We start from the raw sequence: 16,936 nt of genomic DNA on the forward strand, positions 1-16,936 counted from the left end.
GAATATTTAGTTACCAAAAGGATTGCATGATGAAAGAGAAAGCTAGCTGGACGAAAACAACTTGTGCCTATTGTGGCGTTGGCTGTGGAGTCGAAGCTAAAATCAATGCACAAGGTTTACTTGATATTCGTGGTGACAAGGAGCATCCAGCCAATTACGGACAATTATGCTCAAAAGGGTTAGCACTGGGTGAAACGGTTAGCCATGAAGGACGATTATTACACCCTAGCATTAACGGAGCAGATACTGATTGGCCTACAGCGCTTGAACATGTAGCAACACAATTTTCGGAGATCATTAAAGAGCACGGCAAAGATGCGGTCGCTTTTTATGCATCGGGTCAATTATTAACAGAAGATTATTATGTTGCGAATAAGCTTATGAAAGGCTTTATTGGCAGTGGTAATATCGATACCAACTCACGATTATGTATGTCTTCATCGGTGGTTGGTCACAAACGTGCATTTGGTTCAGATACAGTACCTATCTGTTATGAAGATTTAGATCATGCAGAGATGGTGGTGATCACCGGTTCAAATTTAGCATGGTGTCATCCGGTTTTATTCCAACGTTTAAAAGCCGCTAAAAAAGCACGCCCAGAGCTATTTATTGTGGTCATTGACCCTCGCAAAACAGATAGTTGTGCTATTGCAGATCTGCACTTAGCCATTGAACCAGGTAGCGATGTGGCACTGTTTAATGGGTTATTAAGTTATTTAGCTGAGCATAATAAAATTGATACCGATTATATAAGAAACTATACCGAGGGTTTTGAGACCACATTAGAAAGTGCGCTTGATGATAATGACGATCCAATACAACTACTTAAAAAGTTAAGCCTTCCAGCTGAACAGTTAGCCACTTTCTACCAAAAATTTGCAAGCATAGAAAAAGTAGTCACCATCTATTCACAAGGGGTTAATCAGTCATCGCAAGGCAGTGATAAAGTAAACAGTATATTAAACTGTCACTTAGCAACAGGTCGAATTGGTAAAGTGGGCATGGGCCCCTTTTCTGTGACCGGACAGCCAAATGCAATGGGTGGTCGAGAAGTAGGCGGATTGGCAAATACGCTAGCCGCGCACATGGAGTTTGGCGATGAAAACGATCATGCCCTTATCAGTGATTTTTGGAATACCGATAACTTAGCAACAGCACCCGGCCTGAAAGCCATTGAGCTCTTCGATGCTATTGCAGAGGGAAAAATTAAAGCGGTATGGATAATGGCAACCAACCCTGTGGTGAGCTTACCGAATAGTAACAAAACCATCGAAGCGTTAAAAAAGTGTCCGTTAGTGGTGGTTTCTGACTGCATTAAAGATACTGCCACCACTCGCGTGGCCAATGTTTTATTACCCGCTCAAGGATGGAGTGAAAAATCAGGCACGGTAACCAACTCAGAACGCCGTATCTCGCGACAACGACGCCTATTACCCACACCAGGCGAGGGTAAAGCCGATTGGTGGATTATTAGTGAAGTGGCTAAACGAATGGGGTTTTCTGATGCATTTAATTTCCTCCATGAAGGTGAAGTCTTTGCAGAGTACGCAAAAATGACCACCCTAGGTAATGAAGATGGTAAAACACGTGATCTCAATTTAATTGGATTAACCCAACTTGATGCCAAAGGTTACGGCAAACTCACCCCACAACAGTGGCCAGTAACAACATTGCAAGAAACGATTGTGCATCAACGCATGTTTAGCGATAACCTGTTTTTTACCCCATCCCAAAAAGCTCAGTTTATTGCCGTCACACACGCATTACCAAAAGCAGAGTGTAGTGAAGAATACCCATTATTATTAAACAGTGGCCGTATTCGTGACCATTGGCATACCATGACACGCACCGGACTCTCAAGCAGACTAAGTGCACATATTAGCGAACCTTTTATCAGTATTAATGCTGCAGAAGCACAATATCATCATTTAAAAGATGGCGATTTAGTGGAGATAAATAGTGCAAGCGGCAGTGCTTTGGTAAGAGCGTCGATATCAGAGGCAATCACCAACAAACAAGCCTTTATGCCGATCCACTGGAATCAAGCTAACGCTAAAAAGGCTAGCGTTTGTGCTTTGATTACTGCACATACGGATCAAAGTTCAGGGCAACCAGAGTTCAAAGCAACGCCGATTAAAATCGCCAAATGGGTATTTAAAGGTGAGGCATTATTACTAAGTCGTCGCAAACTCAAACTTGATCATTTTGATTATTGGATTGAGCAAAAAGTCGCGGACGGTTATCTATATCGACTGGCAGACAAAACAGCACCAGAGCAGATACAAGAGAAAATACAGCAACTTATCAGCGATAGAAAAGGTAAGAACTTAAATTATTGCACCAGTAATGATGATCAAACACCACTCTATCGTTATGCTAATATCCAAGATCAACAAGTGAAATGTGCTTTTGTCGTTTCTGCAAACTTGCAACAACAAGCATTAGATTGGATGCAGCATTTGCTCGAACTGCCGTTAGATGTGGATATTGAACGTTCGATGATATCGGGCGTAGTTGAAGGTAAATTAGCACAAGGCAAGATAGTGTGTGCTTGTAAGCAAGTAGGTGAAAATAGCATTAAAGATGCGATTCAAAATCAAGGCTGTAACAGTGCAGAAAAAGTATCACAATGCACTAGCGCAGGCACAGGTTGTGGCAGTTGTATCCCTGATATTGAGCAGATGGTTGACGAATACAGACTTGTCTTAAACTAAATAGATTGGAAGCTAAAGGAGACCCCTTTAGCTTTATTTCTTAGCCTTTACTCTTTTAGTAAGCTAATGACCTCTTTTAACGCCTTGATAAAAGCATTCACTTCAGCCAATGTATTATATAAAGACAAAGAAACACGTACTGTACCACTGCAATTTAACTGCGAAATAAGTGGCATTGCACAATGACTGCCACTGCGTACCGCAATACCCTGTGCGTCTAATAACATCGCGATATCACTGTGGTGCTCACCTGCAACCGTAAAACTAATAGCGCCAGATTTTGGGATACCTGCACAAAACACAGATACTTCAGGTATTGCGAGCAGACTACTTTCTGCCACCGCTAATAACATCTGTTCGTGCAGCATCAACATTTTACGATCGTAACTATTTAAAAAATCGATGGCCGCCGCTAAACCGATCACGCCAGCAATATTAGGTGTACCCGCTTCAAACTTAAAAGGTAATTCGTTGTAGATTGTTTCAGAAAAACTAACGCTTTTAATCATCTCCCCACCACCTTGCCAAGGAGGTAAGCTTTCAAGAAGATGTTGCTTACCGTACAAAACCCCAACACCGGTTGGTGCAAACAGTTTATGCCCTGAAAACAGGTAATAATCACAATCAAGTGTCTGTACATCAACAGGAAGGTGCGCGACGGCCTGTGCGCCATCGATAATCACCTGCGCATCAACTTGATGTGCTAGCGAAATAATCTCTTCAACCGGATTAATAATACCCAATGCATTAGAGATATGAGCAACCGACACAAACTTAGTTTTAGTATTTAGTAACTGCTGAAAAGCAGCTAGATCTAGTTGCTTTTCAGCAGTTAATGGAATTACTTTTAATACAATACCAATCGACTCAACGAGCATCTGCCACGGCACAATATTAGCGTGATGCTCAAGGGTACTAATAATCACCTCATCACCACTCTTTAATTGCTTGGCGAATACATGAGTAAGTAGGTTAAACCCTTCCGTCGTGCCCTTGGTCCAAATAATCTCTTTACTGCTTTTAGCATTGATAAACTGACAAACCGTTTCGCGTGCAGCTTCAAAAGAGCGTGTTGAGCGAGTACTTAATTGATGACTAGCACGATGTACATTGGCATTATCATTTAAATAATAGTGAGTAATCGCTTCAACGACTGCAATCGGTTTCTGAGTAGTAGCAGCATTATCTAGGTAAATTAGAGGATGATCATTTACCTGTTGATCTAAGATAGGGAAATGTTCGCGCAACTCATTAACTGAAAAGGGTTTATTTTGCATATTATTGTTTACCATTATCATGGCGACTTAAAGGTTAGATACTTCAAAATTGTAAATACTCAGTATTAAGATATTTGCGCCTAAATCAAGGCGAAAAAGCGCAGTTGAGTGGTTTCAATGAGCATTTTTCAACGATGAGTTAGGTGCAAATAGCGACACACTGCGGATTTACTGGCTATTACGCCCCTCTATCATCAGACGTTTCATCTCTGATACCGCAGGGCCGAAACCATCAATAACAGCACGTGCAACGATAGCATGACCGATATTCAGTTCGATAATTTCAGGCAAAGCAGCAATTGGTTTTACGTTGTGATAATTCAAACCATGACCTGCATTGACTTTAATGCCCGCTTGGCTTGCATAGGTAGCAGCAGCGGCGATACGAGCAAGTTCAGAAGCTTCAATATCTTCGTTCTCAGCATCAGCATATTGACCCGTATGTAGCTCAATATAAGCCGCACCGGTTTTAATCGCTGCATCAATTTGAGCATTTTCAGGATCGATAAATAGTGATACTTGGATATTAGCCGCATTTAATCGCTCCACTGCCGATGCGATCTTAGCAAATGAACCAACCACATCTAAGCCGCCTTCGGTAGTTAACTCTTCACGCTTTTCAGGCACTAAACAAACAAAGGCTGGTTTAGTTTGAATCGCAATATCAACCATCTCGTCGGTCACAGCCATTTCAAGATTCATACGTGTTTGTAGAGTTTGTGCAAGCACAGCGACATCACGGTCGTTAATGTGGCGTCTATCTTCACGAAGGTGGATAGTAATGCCATCTGCACCCGCAGTTTCGGCAATCGCAGCTAAATGAGCCGGCTCAGGATAACAGGTGCCACGTGCGTTACGCAGTGTTGCAATGTGGTCAATATTAACGCCTAACAATAATTTACTCATGAACTTCCTCTATTTCGCGCCGCTAAACAGTGCGCGACTATGTAATGGTTTGCCACCCAATAGATGGGCTAATGCTTGGCGACAAAATCGTTTTGCAGCCAGTAAAACTTCAGGGTTGGAAAAGTCACGTTCAGATAATGCCTGAATCTGCTCTCCAGTATAGATATGCTGTTTATTATGAATGGCTTGTTTCGCAAAAAAACCTGCTTGCTGCTGGTATTGATATTCAAAACCACGCTCAAGTAATTCACCACTATAGATATCCTGCTCAAAATTAACACCATAACCGAGCGTTTCCAATAGGGTTAACTCAAAATTTCTCAAAGCAGTCTGGGGGCATTCATCTCTCGCAATGGAGATCAGGGTATCTTGGTAGGTATTAAACAGGCCATCACAGGCCGTTTCAGCCTGCAGTAAACGATATAGCAGTTCGTTAACATACATTGCCATATATAAACGGTTACCGACTAATGGCACAACTTGGGTTTTTGCTTCTAATGATTTAACGGTTTTTAATTGGCCACGACCAAAGTAAGTCGCCTGCAATAACGTAAAGGGTTGGGCAGTACCTCTGCGCATACGTGTGCCACTGCGTCCGCCTTTAAAAATAAGACTGACTTTACCGACATCCTGACAGAAGAGATCCAGTAATTGGCTAGTCTCCCGATAGGGTCTACGGTGCAGTATAAATGCGTTGTGGCACTCGATTGACATAATTAAGGACAGCGGTTAGCGGTTAGCTATCAGCTGTCAGTTTTCCTGAAGTCTGATAGCTGAATGCTAAAAGCTATTTACTCGAGTAATCGTCAGAGTAACCTAGGCTGTGTAGAGCACGTAAGTCGTCAGACCAACCTGTCTTCACTTTTACCCAAACTTCTAAGAATACTTTTGAGTCAAACAACTCTTCCATATCTAGACGCGATTGAGTGCTGATCGCTTTGATTTTTTCACCATTATTACCAATAACCATACGTTTTTGGCCATCACGCTCGACTAAAATAAGAGCATTAATGTGCAACATGCCATTAGCTTGTTGTTTAAACTGCTCAATTTCAACAGTAACAGAATACGGTAATTCATCACCTAAAAAGCGCATCAGTTTTTCACGTACAATTTCTGACGCCATGAAACGTGATGAACGGTCTGTTATGTAATCTTCAGGGAAATAGAATTCAGACTCAGGTAAAATTTCCTGCGACCATTGACGAATTTTTTCGACGTTATCGCCTTTCTTTGCTGACAACGGCAAAATATGTTTAAAGTTGTAACGTTTACCTAACTCTTCTAAGTGAGGTAGCAGTAACTCTTTATCTTCAACATTATCAACTTTATTCACCGCAAGAATAACCGGACATTTCAAGTACTTGAACTTACTTAATACCATCTCATCATCTTCGTTCCAGTGCGTCCCCTCAACCACGAAAATCACCATTTCTACATCATTAATTGAGCTAGATGCTGCACGGTTCATTAAACGGTTAATAGCACGTTTTTCTTCGATATGAAGTCCCGGTGTATCAACGAAAATTGTTTGATAATCACCATCGGTATCGATACCTAAAATACGGTGACGCGTTGTTTGTGCTTTACGTGATGTGATACTTACCTTTTGGCCAAGTAGCGCATTGATTAACGTTGATTTACCTACATTAGGACGACCAACAATCGCGACTAATCCACATTTCTGTGTCATTATTTCTCTCCCAAAAGTGCAACTAACATTTTTTCTGCTGCGATCTGTTCTGCTTTACGACGACTAGTACCCTGCCCTTGCACGGTTTCAATACCATCGATAATACATGCCATAGTGAACTGCTGATTGTGCGCTTCACCTTTTATCTCTAATACTTCATAGATTGGCAATGGTTGCTTACGAGATTGTAGATGCTCTTGTAAACGTGTTTTTGGATCTTTCTGACTAATACCTGGTTTAATGCTATTTAAACGGCTATCAAACCATTTTAAAATTAGTGCGTTAACCGTATCGATATTTGAATCTAAAAATACCGCGCCAATAATCGCCTCTACGCCATCGGCGATAATAGAATCGCGACGGAAACCGCCACTTTTCAGTTCACCAGGACCTAAAATCAGGCAATCACCTAGGTTAAATTCACGGCCAACTTCTGCGAGCATTTTTCCACAAACCAGTGTTGCACGCATACGGCTCAAGTCACCTTCCGTCACTTTTGGAAAGCGCAGGTAAAGATCAGTAGAGATAGCAAAGCTTAGAATTGAATCACCTAAAAACTCTAAGCGTTCATTGTGCGCGCCTAGTGCACTTCGATGCGTCAATGCTTGTTGCAATAAATCAAAGTTAGTAAAGTGATAAGCGATACGTTTTTCAAGGCGTTTTAATTCTAGTTCTTTCATATTTTCATTCATTTGATAGCTCCAATACGGTCAAAACGTACTGCGCTTGGTACCCATGTTGGTAATAAACCATTCGCATCGCGATAGAACTCAAAGCTAATCCAAGTTGCTACGGCTTTACCCACTAAGTTTTGCTCTGGAACGAATCCCCAATAACGGCTATCTTTACTGTTATCGCGGTTATCGCCCATCATGAAGTAATTACCTTCAGGTACTATCCACTCATAAGAATAGGTTTTCACGTCTGTCTGTTGATAATAATATCCGGTGTGATCACGGCGATTAGGATTAACGATAACTTGATGAGCAACCTCACCTAAAATCTCACTGTAAACATGCATGACAGCTTCTTCATCGGTGAATTTCTCTTCACCTAAAAATTGCATATCAAGGGCTTTGTAATTGCCACAGTTTTCTGTTTCACAAGCAGGTACAAGGTACAACTGCTTATCTTTATAGACAATTTTATCGCCCGGTAAACCGACAACACGTTTGATGAAGTCTACACGCTGATCTTCAGGGTATTTAAATACCGCAACATCACCACGCTTAGGCTCACCGATAGGAATCAATTTATTCTGCCATACAGGTTCTTTCACGCCGTAAGAAAACTTCTCTACAAGAATAAAGTCACCAATCAATAGGGTTGGCATCATCGAACCCGATGGAATTTGAAACGGTTCATATAAGAATGAGCGTAATACAAATACCACTGCGATCACAGGGAACAGCGAACGTGCGTTTTCAATAATTACATTTTCAGGGTGAATTTTAGCTAATGTTTGCTCATCCAGACCTGATTCAGTTTGCTCTTGTGCAGCTTGGCGTGCAGCTTTACGGGCAGGACCCCATTTTAGCTTATCAATAACCCAAACAATGCCTGTTACAAAAGTTAAAATAACCAATATTAATGCAAACGTATTTGCCATCTTTTTTTCCTAATATGTAAAACACAAAATGCGCTGATAATAATCAACGCATTATTCATTTCTTCAAAAAGGCGGGGCTTTCGCCCCACTTCAATTACTTATCTTTACCGATATGTAATACAGCTAAAAACGCTTCTTGTGGAATGTCTACATTACCAACCGACTTCATACGTTTTTTACCTTCTTTCTGTTTCTTCAACAGTTTTTTCTTACGGCTAATATCACCACCGTAACATTTTGCTAATACATTTTTAGTCAACTGTTTAACCGTTGAACGGGCAATGATTTTACTGCCAATCGCGGCTTGTATTGCAATATTAAACATTTGACGAGGAATCAGCTCTTTCATTTTTTCAACTAAGTCACGACCGTAATTTTCTGAATTGGCACGATGGGTAATTAACGCAAGTGCATCAACACGATCACCATTAATTAATACATCAACACGTACCATGTCTGCTGGTTCAAATTTAATAAAGTTATATTCAAGTGACGCATAACCACGACTGGTTGATTTTAGACGGTCAAAGAAGTCCATCACAACTTCACCCATTGGGATATGGTAAGTCAGTGCAACTTGGTTACCGTGATAAACCATACTCGTTTGTATACCGCGTTTTTCGATACATAGGGTAATTACGTTACCTAAGTATGCTTGTGGTACCAGCATATTACACTCAGCGATTGGCTCGCGAATCTCAAGAATATCATTAACAGCCGGTAATTTTGCGGGGCTATCAACGTACTGAACTTCACCGTCAGTCTTTTCAACTTCATAAATTACCGTTGGTGCAGTGGTAATAAGATCAATATCGTATTCACGCTCTAAACGCTCTTGAATAATCTCCATGTGCAATAGACCAAGGAAACCACAACGGAAACCAAAACCTAATGCCGATGAGTTTTCTGGTTCAAAAAACAGTGATGCGTCATTGATGCTTAATTTAGCTAAGGCATCACGGAAGTTTTCATAATCATCAGAGCTAACCGGGAAAAGGCCCGCGTAAACCTGTGGTGTAACGCGTTTAAAACCGCCTAATGCTTCTTCAGCAGGGTTATTAACTGTCGTTAACGTATCACCTACTGGTGCACCTAGAATTTCTTTAATACCGGCGATAACGTAACCTACTTCGCCTGCTTTAAGAATACCCGTTTCTAACTGTTTTGGAGTAAAGTAGCCCACTTTACTTACAAGATGAACGCCATCTGTCGACATCACTTTCATCTTATCGCCAACTTTAATTTGGCCATGTTTAATACGTACTAATGAAACAACACCTTGGTAGCTATCAAACCATGAATCGATAATCAGTGCTTGTAGTGGTCCATCAGGATCACCCTCTGGCGCAGGGACCGCACGTACAATTTCTTCTAATACGAGATCAATACCAAGACCTGTTTTAGCTGAACAACGTACTGCTTCAGTTGCGTCAATGCCGATAATATCTTCAATCTCTTCAGCAACACGCTCAGGTTCAGCCGCTGGTAAATCAATCTTGTTTAAGATTGGCACAACCTCAAGATTCATATCAAGTGCTGTGTAACAGTTAGCAAGCGTTTGCGCTTCTACGCCTTGTCCTGCATCTACAACTAATAATGCACCTTCACAAGCGGCCAATGAACGAGATACCTCATAGGAGAAATCTACGTGTCCTGGCGTATCGATAAAGTTAAGTTGGTAAGTTTCGCCATCGTTAGCTTTATAATCAAGGGTGACACTTTGTGCCTTGATAGTAATACCACGTTCACGTTCGATATCCATAGAATCACATACTTGAGATTCCATTTCACGGTCACTTAAACCACCACAAGTACTTATTAAGCGGTCAGATAGTGTTGATTTACCATGGTCGATATGGGCGATGATTGAGAAGTTACGAATATTTTTCATTAAACGGTTAATACCTTAAATAGAGGGTGTTGATACACATACCTAAAACACCTAGATAAAATAAGAGGCTTGGGTATAGATTTAGTCGGCATTCTAGCGAATTTGTGGTCAGATAACCATCTTTAAAAAATCGTAAAAAATATAAACTGAACACGACTTCAATGACGATAAGTCACAACATTATCTATACAGGTGATTTAATCGCAATGTTGCTCACCAAGGATTTAATGAGATAGGTAAAATATAACGGCGAGGCAATCGAGGCTTTAGAAGAAAATGATAACCAAATTCAGTCTATGATCCACAAAAAAACATAAAACTTTTAAATTACATAAATAATATCACCAATCGATTACCCTTATAAACCAGTAATCCAACCTCTGTTTTATTTTTTATAACGTGCTTATTTAAAACGGCAATATAAAATAAAGCATACTAATTGAAAGAAAAACAAGAAAGTAAAAACATTCTAACTGAAGAATTCATCCACCATCAAAAAGCAGATAAGTGTTTCATTCCTACCCATTAATGAATATGAACAATAAAACAGCAAATATTGAATACAGTTTAATCGTGTTCTGTTTCACAAAATAGAGTTGTTAATAGGTTATATAAATCTCATTTTGTTAAAGAAGTTAACGTAACTACAGAAATTAGCTTACAATATGCTTTGCTTTTTTAGGGATGATTAAAGAGTAGGCAAATTGCTCTTGTGCTGATTCTGTTAGCGACTAGCCCCCTAAAATTGTTGATTTAGTAATTCCTATCAATATTACACTTTACCTTTGAGGTTATTTTATTATGAAGTCAAACACTTCAATTCTGCTTTCTATCGCCGTTGCGATTTTAGGTTATATCATTATTAGTTTTGCTGCTTTAACGATTCCAGCAGGTATTTCATTTGCAATTGGTGCTATCGTGACAGGATTCACGATACATTTCATCAAAACAGGGAAGTCTACAAGTTCAACTGACTCTGCCGATTCGGCTATGCCTGAAGGTGACTTTGCTACAACCACACTTTACGTAGGTAACTTACCTTACCGTGCAAATGAGATGGCTATACGTACTCTTTTTGCAGAACAAGGAAAAGTGCTTTCTGTTCGTCTTATGAAAGACAAACATACGGGTAAACGTCGTGGCTTTGGTTTTGTAGAAATGCCAGAACAAGATGCACAACAAGCGATTAATGCATTAAATGAAAAAGAGTTCCAAGATCGCTCTTTAAAAGTACGTGAAGCGAATGAACGTGCTCCTCGTACAGAGCAACAAAATAATGATGTTTAATATTTAAACTGCTGCAATAAATAATTAAACAAAAAACGCCCAACTGGGCGTTTTTTTATAGTTACAAAATAGTATGCTTATTTTGCTAAATTAATTAAAAAGGCAAACTCTCTTGCCGTATCTTCAAAGTGTTTAAAACGTCCTGATTTCCCTCCATGCCCTGCTTCCATATCAGTATATAAAAGTAGTTGGTTATCATCACTCTTCACATCTCGTAACTTAGCAACCCATTTAGCAGGCTCCCAATATTGTACTTGCGAATCATGTAAGCCAGTAGTTACTAACATGCTTGGATAATCTTGTTTTGTCACTTGATCATAAGGACTGTAAGAGAGCATATAATGATAATAGGTTTCATCATTAGGATTCCCCCATTCATCGTACTCACCTGTCGTTAATGGAATAGACTCATCCAGCATCGTAGAAACCACATCAACAAAAGGAACCGCGGCAACAATACCTTTATATAGCTCCGGTGCTTGGTTAATAATCGCACCCATTAATAATCCACCAGCACTGCCGCCCATTGCAAAAAGGCGTTCCTTATCACCATAGCCCTGTTCGACTAAGCTTTTAGATACATCCACAAAGTCATTAAAGGTATTTTGCTTTTTAAGTAACTTACCCGTTTCATACCACTCCCGGCCAAGCTCTTCACCACCACGGATATGTGCAACGGCATAAACAAAACCACGATCTAACAAACTTAAGTTCGCACTACTAAAACCGATATCCATGCTGTAACCATAAGAGCCGTAAGCATAAACGAGTAAGGGGTTATTATGGTTAAAATGACTTTTATGATAAACCAAAGAAACAGGGACTTTGATACCATCACGTGCCGTGACCCAAACACGCTCACTTTGGTACTGATCGCTCGTAAAAACAGCGCCCTCAGGCGTTTCCATCACTTGGCTCTGTTTTAATAACGTCGTTTCCCCAGAATTAAGATCTAACTCATAAATCGTAGAGGGGGTAGTAAAAGAGGTATATTGATAGCGGAATTTAGTCGTAGCAGGATCGGGATTATAGTGGCTAAACACGGTATAAACCGGATCATTAAAGGCTAAGATGGTCGACTCGCCCGTTAGATGATTGATTTGACGCAATTGTGGTAGGCCAGCATGACGTTCCTCAACGATTAACCATTCATTAAGTAACTCATAACCTTCCAATAACGTATCTTCACGCGCTTCAATAAGGGTTTTCCAAGCAGAACAATCAGTTTGAGTCAGCTGCGTAGAGGTTTGTAGAGCAAAGTTTTTACCACTATGGTTGCTGCGTATATAAAATTTATCTTGGAAATGGTCGATGCTGTATTCGTGATCGCGTTGGCGTGGCATAAAGCTAACAAAATCACCCTCGGGGTTATTTGCATCTAAAATCAGACACTCTGAAGTTTGTGTGCTATCGATACAAATAACCAGATATTGCTCTGAACGAGTTTTATAAAGGTTCACATAAAACGTATCATCAAACTCTTCATAAATAAGCTGATCATTATTTATATCATCACCTAAAATATGGCGATATACACGATAGGGTAATAATGTTTCTGGGTGCTTTTTAACGTAAAAAATAGTTTTATTATCATTTGCCCAAACTACATCGGAAATATCTTCAATAACATCATTCAGATCGTCACCGTTTTGTAAGTCTTTAATACGCAGCGTGTACTGGCGTCGACTCACTGTATCTTCAGAATACGCCATCAACATTGAGTTTGGTGAAAGTGACAAATCACCCAATTGATAAAACTCATGGCCTTCTGCACGTTGATTACAATCTAAGAAAATCTGCTCAGGTGCATCCATGGTGCCTTCATAGCGACAATAAACAGTGTAATCTTTGCCTTCATCATAACGAGAAACATACCAGAAACCTTTCTTAAAATAGGGAACCGATTCGAGCTCAGGTTCTTGGCGAGCGACCATCTCTTCATATAGCGAGGTTTGCAATGCTTGCAATGGTTGCAACTGCTGTTCGGTATAGTTATTTTCCTGATCTAAGTACTCAAGCACTTCTGGGTTTTCACGGTTATCGTCGCGCAACCAAAAGTAATCATCGGAACGCTGATGATGATGAATTTCATGGGTGTGGTTTTTCTTCTTCGCAATCGGTGCAGGCATTGTTGTCATATGAAGTGCTCATTGAAAATAGAGTTGGGACAGGAGGTAATAGTACCATAGCTATCGAACAACATGCTTCCTGATGAATGACCTGCGAATATAAAAACAACCAACAAAATACAAAAAGTTATTTATAAATAACAGCTTATATTGATAAATTTACACATAACAAACAACGATAAAATAATGATAAAAATATAAAGCAACAACATCAAAAGATCGTACGAATTTAAAGCGAGTCAAAATAAACCTTAACGTTAGCAAAAAAAGATCATTTGAAATAAAGAAGAGTTTAGGCTGGAAAATAAAGGCAGATAACAATAAATCTCAGTTCAGAGATCACAGGAAAACGCTAAAAAAAAATCCGATGAGAGCGACTCATCGGATTTTATTTTTCTCAGATTAGCTCAATAGAGCTAACCTTTCCACGGTAATTTTTACCATGGCAATATTAGAATGCTACTTGTACACCCGCAGCATAACCAACTTCAGTATCATCCATATCATTACCACCAACCTCAATATATGTATTTACTTTACTTGTAAATTCATATGAAAGGTTTACGTAGTAACCCAGTATACCTTCACCTGTAGTTGCCTCCATATCACTATAAGCAATACCCGCTCCAAACCCTACATTGTTCTCTGCAGCATAAGCGAATGAACCACCGTATGAAAGGGAATTATCATCAGAACCGTTATCAGTGCCCGCAACTGTCAGCGCAAGTGCTAAAGCATCTAACTGGTAACGTCCTTCTACCGTGTAGTTTGAAACGGTATTAGTTGGAAGGCCGTCAGTAGTATTATTAGGAACTTTAGTCACTTCCGCTTGTCCATAAAATACAGTGAAATCGAAATCAGCAACACGGAAACCAAAGTTAGCATCAACTGCATATTCGTTTGTTGTTTCTTCTAGCTCAGTATTCATCAAGTAAGCAATACCACCGTAGACATTACCATGATCGATTTTGTATTTAATAACTTGGAAGCCAGAGTTTTTGTCTTGCTCGTAAAAGTTTTGGAAACCAAACTGGTAATCGTTACCGATGCCGGCGTCATCATAGATCGTCGCTTGTTTACCGATCGTTAATGTACCCGTTCTATCTGATTTGATACCTACAAATGTATCACCTAGTGATACGTCACCATCTTCACCTGAAAACTCAAGTACACCACCAACAGTGTAACCATTACCCAAATCATAGCCAAGACCAAAACCAAAATCGGCATCATCGATATGAATAACCACATCTGTATCTTCAGAAGTCGTATTTAAAAAACCAACTTCAATATCACCGTATACGTTAACCTGAACACCATCTGCTTCATAGATAGTCGCGGCCTGTGCTGTGGTTGCGAATAAACCTGTCACTGCTAATGCTAATATTGTCTTTTTCATGTTACTTCCCTTTAGTGTAAATGACATACTATTTATGTACGTTCTATTTAAATTCTAAAAAACAACTGAAGCCACTAGGTGAATTAATCACCAGCAACTGCGAGCAAATTCAGCATAAAGGGGGTTAACGGGGATCGCTACAAAACAAAAGGGGAATTTTGCTTTAGCTCACAAAAAGAACACCTACAACGAAAAAAATCGTGAAGTGCGTCAACAAAAATACAGCGTAAAACGCTGAAATTGTGTACAGATATTAGGTTGGGCTCGTTTCTATCTCTAAAATAGAGATTAATTGCAGTGCCTCTTCTCTACTTGTTCCACAAACATCTAAGTTTGCTTTAAAGCCATCGCATAATGCAGGTCTTTCAGGTAGACCAAATATTTTACACCTATAATCCTCTCCCAGGTTTAAACAACGAACACCCGCAGGTTTTCCGTTGGGCATATTAGGTAAAGCACTTTGAATAGATGGGGCAATACAACATGCCCCGCAACTTTCTCTACACTGCATAAAACTACTCGATATGGTTATGGATAACAAAAAAGCGCAGTATACTTATTTGCTACTATTTAGAAATAGATAAATACGCCATATCGACTAAACACCACTTAAACTAGGTAACTGTTACTCAACTCCAACCTGATCCACTTTAATTTTAATCGGTGAAGCTATTCCCACTTCAAAGGGATTGATATGGGAGGTTGAAGTAAATATCAATTTATCTTCTAATCTAATTGAGGCTCTCAAGTTATAACGTCGATTAGCTTTTATTCGCTTGGTCGGGAAGGTAACTTGTAAAGCATAAGGTGGCGTATTTTTAATCTCTCTTGTTGTGCTGCTAATCAACTCTGAAGCAACATCCATTTTAGAGACATCTTCTAAACGCACTTCCAACTCAGCGCCATCAGGTAATAACATTTTTTGAGTATAATAAACTTCAGTTTCTAATAAACTCAGTGCATCATCAGAGGTTGCATTGTCGCTACTTTTATCGCAGCCACTCACCAATACAGCCACAAAAATCATCAATAACGGAATTATTTTTTTTCTCAACTTTCAAACCTCTAAACCCTATTTCAAAAGATTAGAGCGTAGGATATTAAAATAGTTCAATTGATTAGCAAAAAAAGTTATCTTAATGGCTAAAAAAGAGGAATAAAAAACATTGCGAACTGACCTAATTACCCCCGAAGGCTTTGATAACCTTAAAAAAGAGCTTAATTACCTGTGGCAAGAGTATCGCCCAGAAATCACCGAGAAAGTGGCATGGGCAGCTAGTTTGGGTGACCGTTCTGAGAATGCTGATTACAAAGAAAATAAACGTTTATTACGCCAAATCGATTCTCGTATTCGCTTTTTAAATAAGCGTATAGAAACATTAACCATCGTGTTACCTAACAAACAACAAGCAGGAAAAGTGTTTTTTGGCGCATGGGTAGATATAGAAAATGAGCAGGGAGAACAGAAGCGCTTTAAAATTGTTGGGCCAGATGAGATATATCAACGTGGTGTAATAGAGCAACGTAAAGATTATATCTCCATCGATAGTCCGATGGCTCGCGCGTTATTAAAAAAAGAGGTTGATGATGAGGCGTTAGTTAATACACCAAATGGCCTTACCACTTGGTATATCAACACAATAAACTATGACTTTGTTTAGTGGGGGAGATTAACTGTCTAGCAGATCGTAATCGTCTCCGAGTAACTCTTTAAGACGATTTTTCTCTTTTATTTCTTCGATATTACGACGTACCTTCCCTCGTTCAGCACCGCTATTTTTCTTTCTCGCTTGCTGTTCAATAAATTCAATATGTTCATCAGTATGATCTTCTAGCCACTCACTGATTTCAGAATCTGACGCATCATTTGAGAGATGCTCTTTGTTTCGATTTCCCATACAACACTCCTATTATAACTTGTTATAAAGCTTATATTTAGCTCGTTATTTAAAAAGCAGGTAATACCAACATCACCATTAAGTTAAGCTGACAACATAAATATTGCCACCCCTTTGATTTATATAATCAGGA

At 39.6% G+C, this 16,936-nt stretch carries 15 protein-coding genes; 3 read left to right on the forward strand and 12 right to left on the reverse strand.

All coding sequences use genetic code 11. The annotated features are described in order from the left end of the window. Nucleotides 1-29 precede the first annotated feature (29 nt). The gene (locus QQK09_RS16915) at nucleotides 30-2,714 is read left to right on the forward strand and encodes a nitrate reductase (RefSeq protein ID WP_348532716.1); all 2,685 of its coding nucleotides are present in this window, start codon (nucleotides 30-32) and stop codon (nucleotides 2,712-2,714) included. A gap of 47 nt (nucleotides 2,715-2,761) precedes the next feature. On the opposite strand, the gene QQK09_RS16920 is transcribed toward QQK09_RS16915, so the two are convergent. The 7 genes from QQK09_RS16920 to lepA form a co-directional block, all read right to left on the reverse strand. Continuing rightward, nucleotides 2,762-3,991, reverse strand: coding sequence for an aminotransferase class V-fold PLP-dependent enzyme (locus tag QQK09_RS16920; protein WP_284205350.1), 1,230 nt, complete (start codon nucleotides 3,989-3,991; stop codon nucleotides 2,762-2,764). A gap of 168 nt (nucleotides 3,992-4,159) precedes the next feature. Then, on the reverse strand, nucleotides 4,160-4,897 hold the full coding sequence (gene pdxJ / locus QQK09_RS16925) for a pyridoxine 5'-phosphate synthase (RefSeq protein ID WP_284205352.1): 738 nt from the start codon (nucleotides 4,895-4,897) through the stop codon (nucleotides 4,160-4,162). Between the two features lie 9 nt (nucleotides 4,898-4,906). After that, nucleotides 4,907-5,611, reverse strand: a complete 705-nt coding sequence (gene recO / locus QQK09_RS16930; RefSeq protein ID WP_284205353.1) for a DNA repair protein RecO — start codon at nucleotides 5,609-5,611, stop codon at nucleotides 4,907-4,909. A gap of 73 nt (nucleotides 5,612-5,684) precedes the next feature. Beyond that, entirely contained in the window at nucleotides 5,685-6,590 is a 906-nt protein-coding gene (gene era, locus QQK09_RS16935; protein WP_284205354.1) for a GTPase Era, read from the reverse strand. Then, nucleotides 6,590-7,282, reverse strand: a complete 693-nt coding sequence (rnc, locus tag QQK09_RS16940) for a ribonuclease III (RefSeq protein ID WP_348532717.1) — start codon at nucleotides 7,280-7,282, stop codon at nucleotides 6,590-6,592. Before rnc ends, era begins: the two co-directional genes overlap by 1 nt. After that, on the reverse strand, nucleotides 7,279-8,199 hold the full coding sequence (gene lepB / locus QQK09_RS16945) for a signal peptidase I (protein ID WP_284205355.1): 921 nt from the start codon (nucleotides 8,197-8,199) through the stop codon (nucleotides 7,279-7,281). Before lepB ends, rnc begins: the two co-directional genes overlap by 4 nt. A 94-nt stretch (nucleotides 8,200-8,293) precedes the next feature. Continuing rightward, a complete protein-coding gene (gene lepA / locus QQK09_RS16950) occupies nucleotides 8,294-10,090 on the reverse strand; it encodes a translation elongation factor 4 (RefSeq protein ID WP_284205356.1) in 1,797 nt (598 codons plus the stop codon). 801 nt (nucleotides 10,091-10,891) lie between these two features. Between lepA and QQK09_RS16955 the strand changes: the two genes are divergently transcribed. Continuing rightward, nucleotides 10,892-11,377 (forward strand): RNA recognition motif domain-containing protein, encoded by a 486-nt coding sequence (locus tag QQK09_RS16955; protein ID WP_284205357.1) that lies wholly within the window; start codon nucleotides 10,892-10,894, stop codon nucleotides 11,375-11,377. Between the two features lie 77 nt (nucleotides 11,378-11,454). Here the strand turns inward: QQK09_RS16955 and QQK09_RS16960 are convergent, their stop codons facing one another. The 4 genes from QQK09_RS16960 to QQK09_RS16975 form a co-directional block, all read right to left on the reverse strand. Next, nucleotides 11,455-13,515 (reverse strand): S9 family peptidase, encoded by a 2,061-nt coding sequence (locus QQK09_RS16960; RefSeq protein WP_284205358.1) that lies wholly within the window; start codon nucleotides 13,513-13,515, stop codon nucleotides 11,455-11,457. Between the two features lie 442 nt (nucleotides 13,516-13,957). Beyond that, a complete protein-coding gene (locus QQK09_RS16965; RefSeq protein ID WP_284205359.1) occupies nucleotides 13,958-14,905 on the reverse strand; it encodes a porin in 948 nt (315 codons plus the stop codon). Nucleotides 14,906-15,158: 253 nt separating this feature from the next. Continuing rightward, on the reverse strand, nucleotides 15,159-15,416 hold the full coding sequence (locus tag QQK09_RS16970; RefSeq protein ID WP_284205360.1) for a YkgJ family cysteine cluster protein: 258 nt from the start codon (nucleotides 15,414-15,416) through the stop codon (nucleotides 15,159-15,161). Between the two features lie 114 nt (nucleotides 15,417-15,530). After that, a complete protein-coding gene (locus tag QQK09_RS16975) occupies nucleotides 15,531-15,959 on the reverse strand; it encodes a YbaY family lipoprotein (RefSeq protein WP_284205361.1) in 429 nt (142 codons plus the stop codon). Nucleotides 15,960-16,071: 112 nt separating this feature from the next. Here QQK09_RS16975 and greB point away from each other — a divergent pair, with 112 nt between their 5' ends. Further along, nucleotides 16,072-16,566, forward strand: coding sequence for a transcription elongation factor GreB (gene greB, locus QQK09_RS16980; RefSeq protein WP_284205362.1), 495 nt, complete (start codon nucleotides 16,072-16,074; stop codon nucleotides 16,564-16,566). A gap of 9 nt (nucleotides 16,567-16,575) precedes the next feature. On the opposite strand, the gene QQK09_RS16985 is transcribed toward greB, so the two are convergent. Then, the gene (locus QQK09_RS16985) at nucleotides 16,576-16,803 is read right to left on the reverse strand and encodes a PA3496 family putative envelope integrity protein (RefSeq protein ID WP_284205363.1); all 228 of its coding nucleotides are present in this window, start codon (nucleotides 16,801-16,803) and stop codon (nucleotides 16,576-16,578) included. Between the last annotated feature and the right edge of the window lie 133 nt (nucleotides 16,804-16,936).

Source organism: Psychromonas marina, assembly GCF_030161115.1.
GTDB classification, from domain to species: domain Bacteria; phylum Pseudomonadota; class Gammaproteobacteria; order Enterobacterales; family Psychromonadaceae; genus Psychromonas; species Psychromonas marina.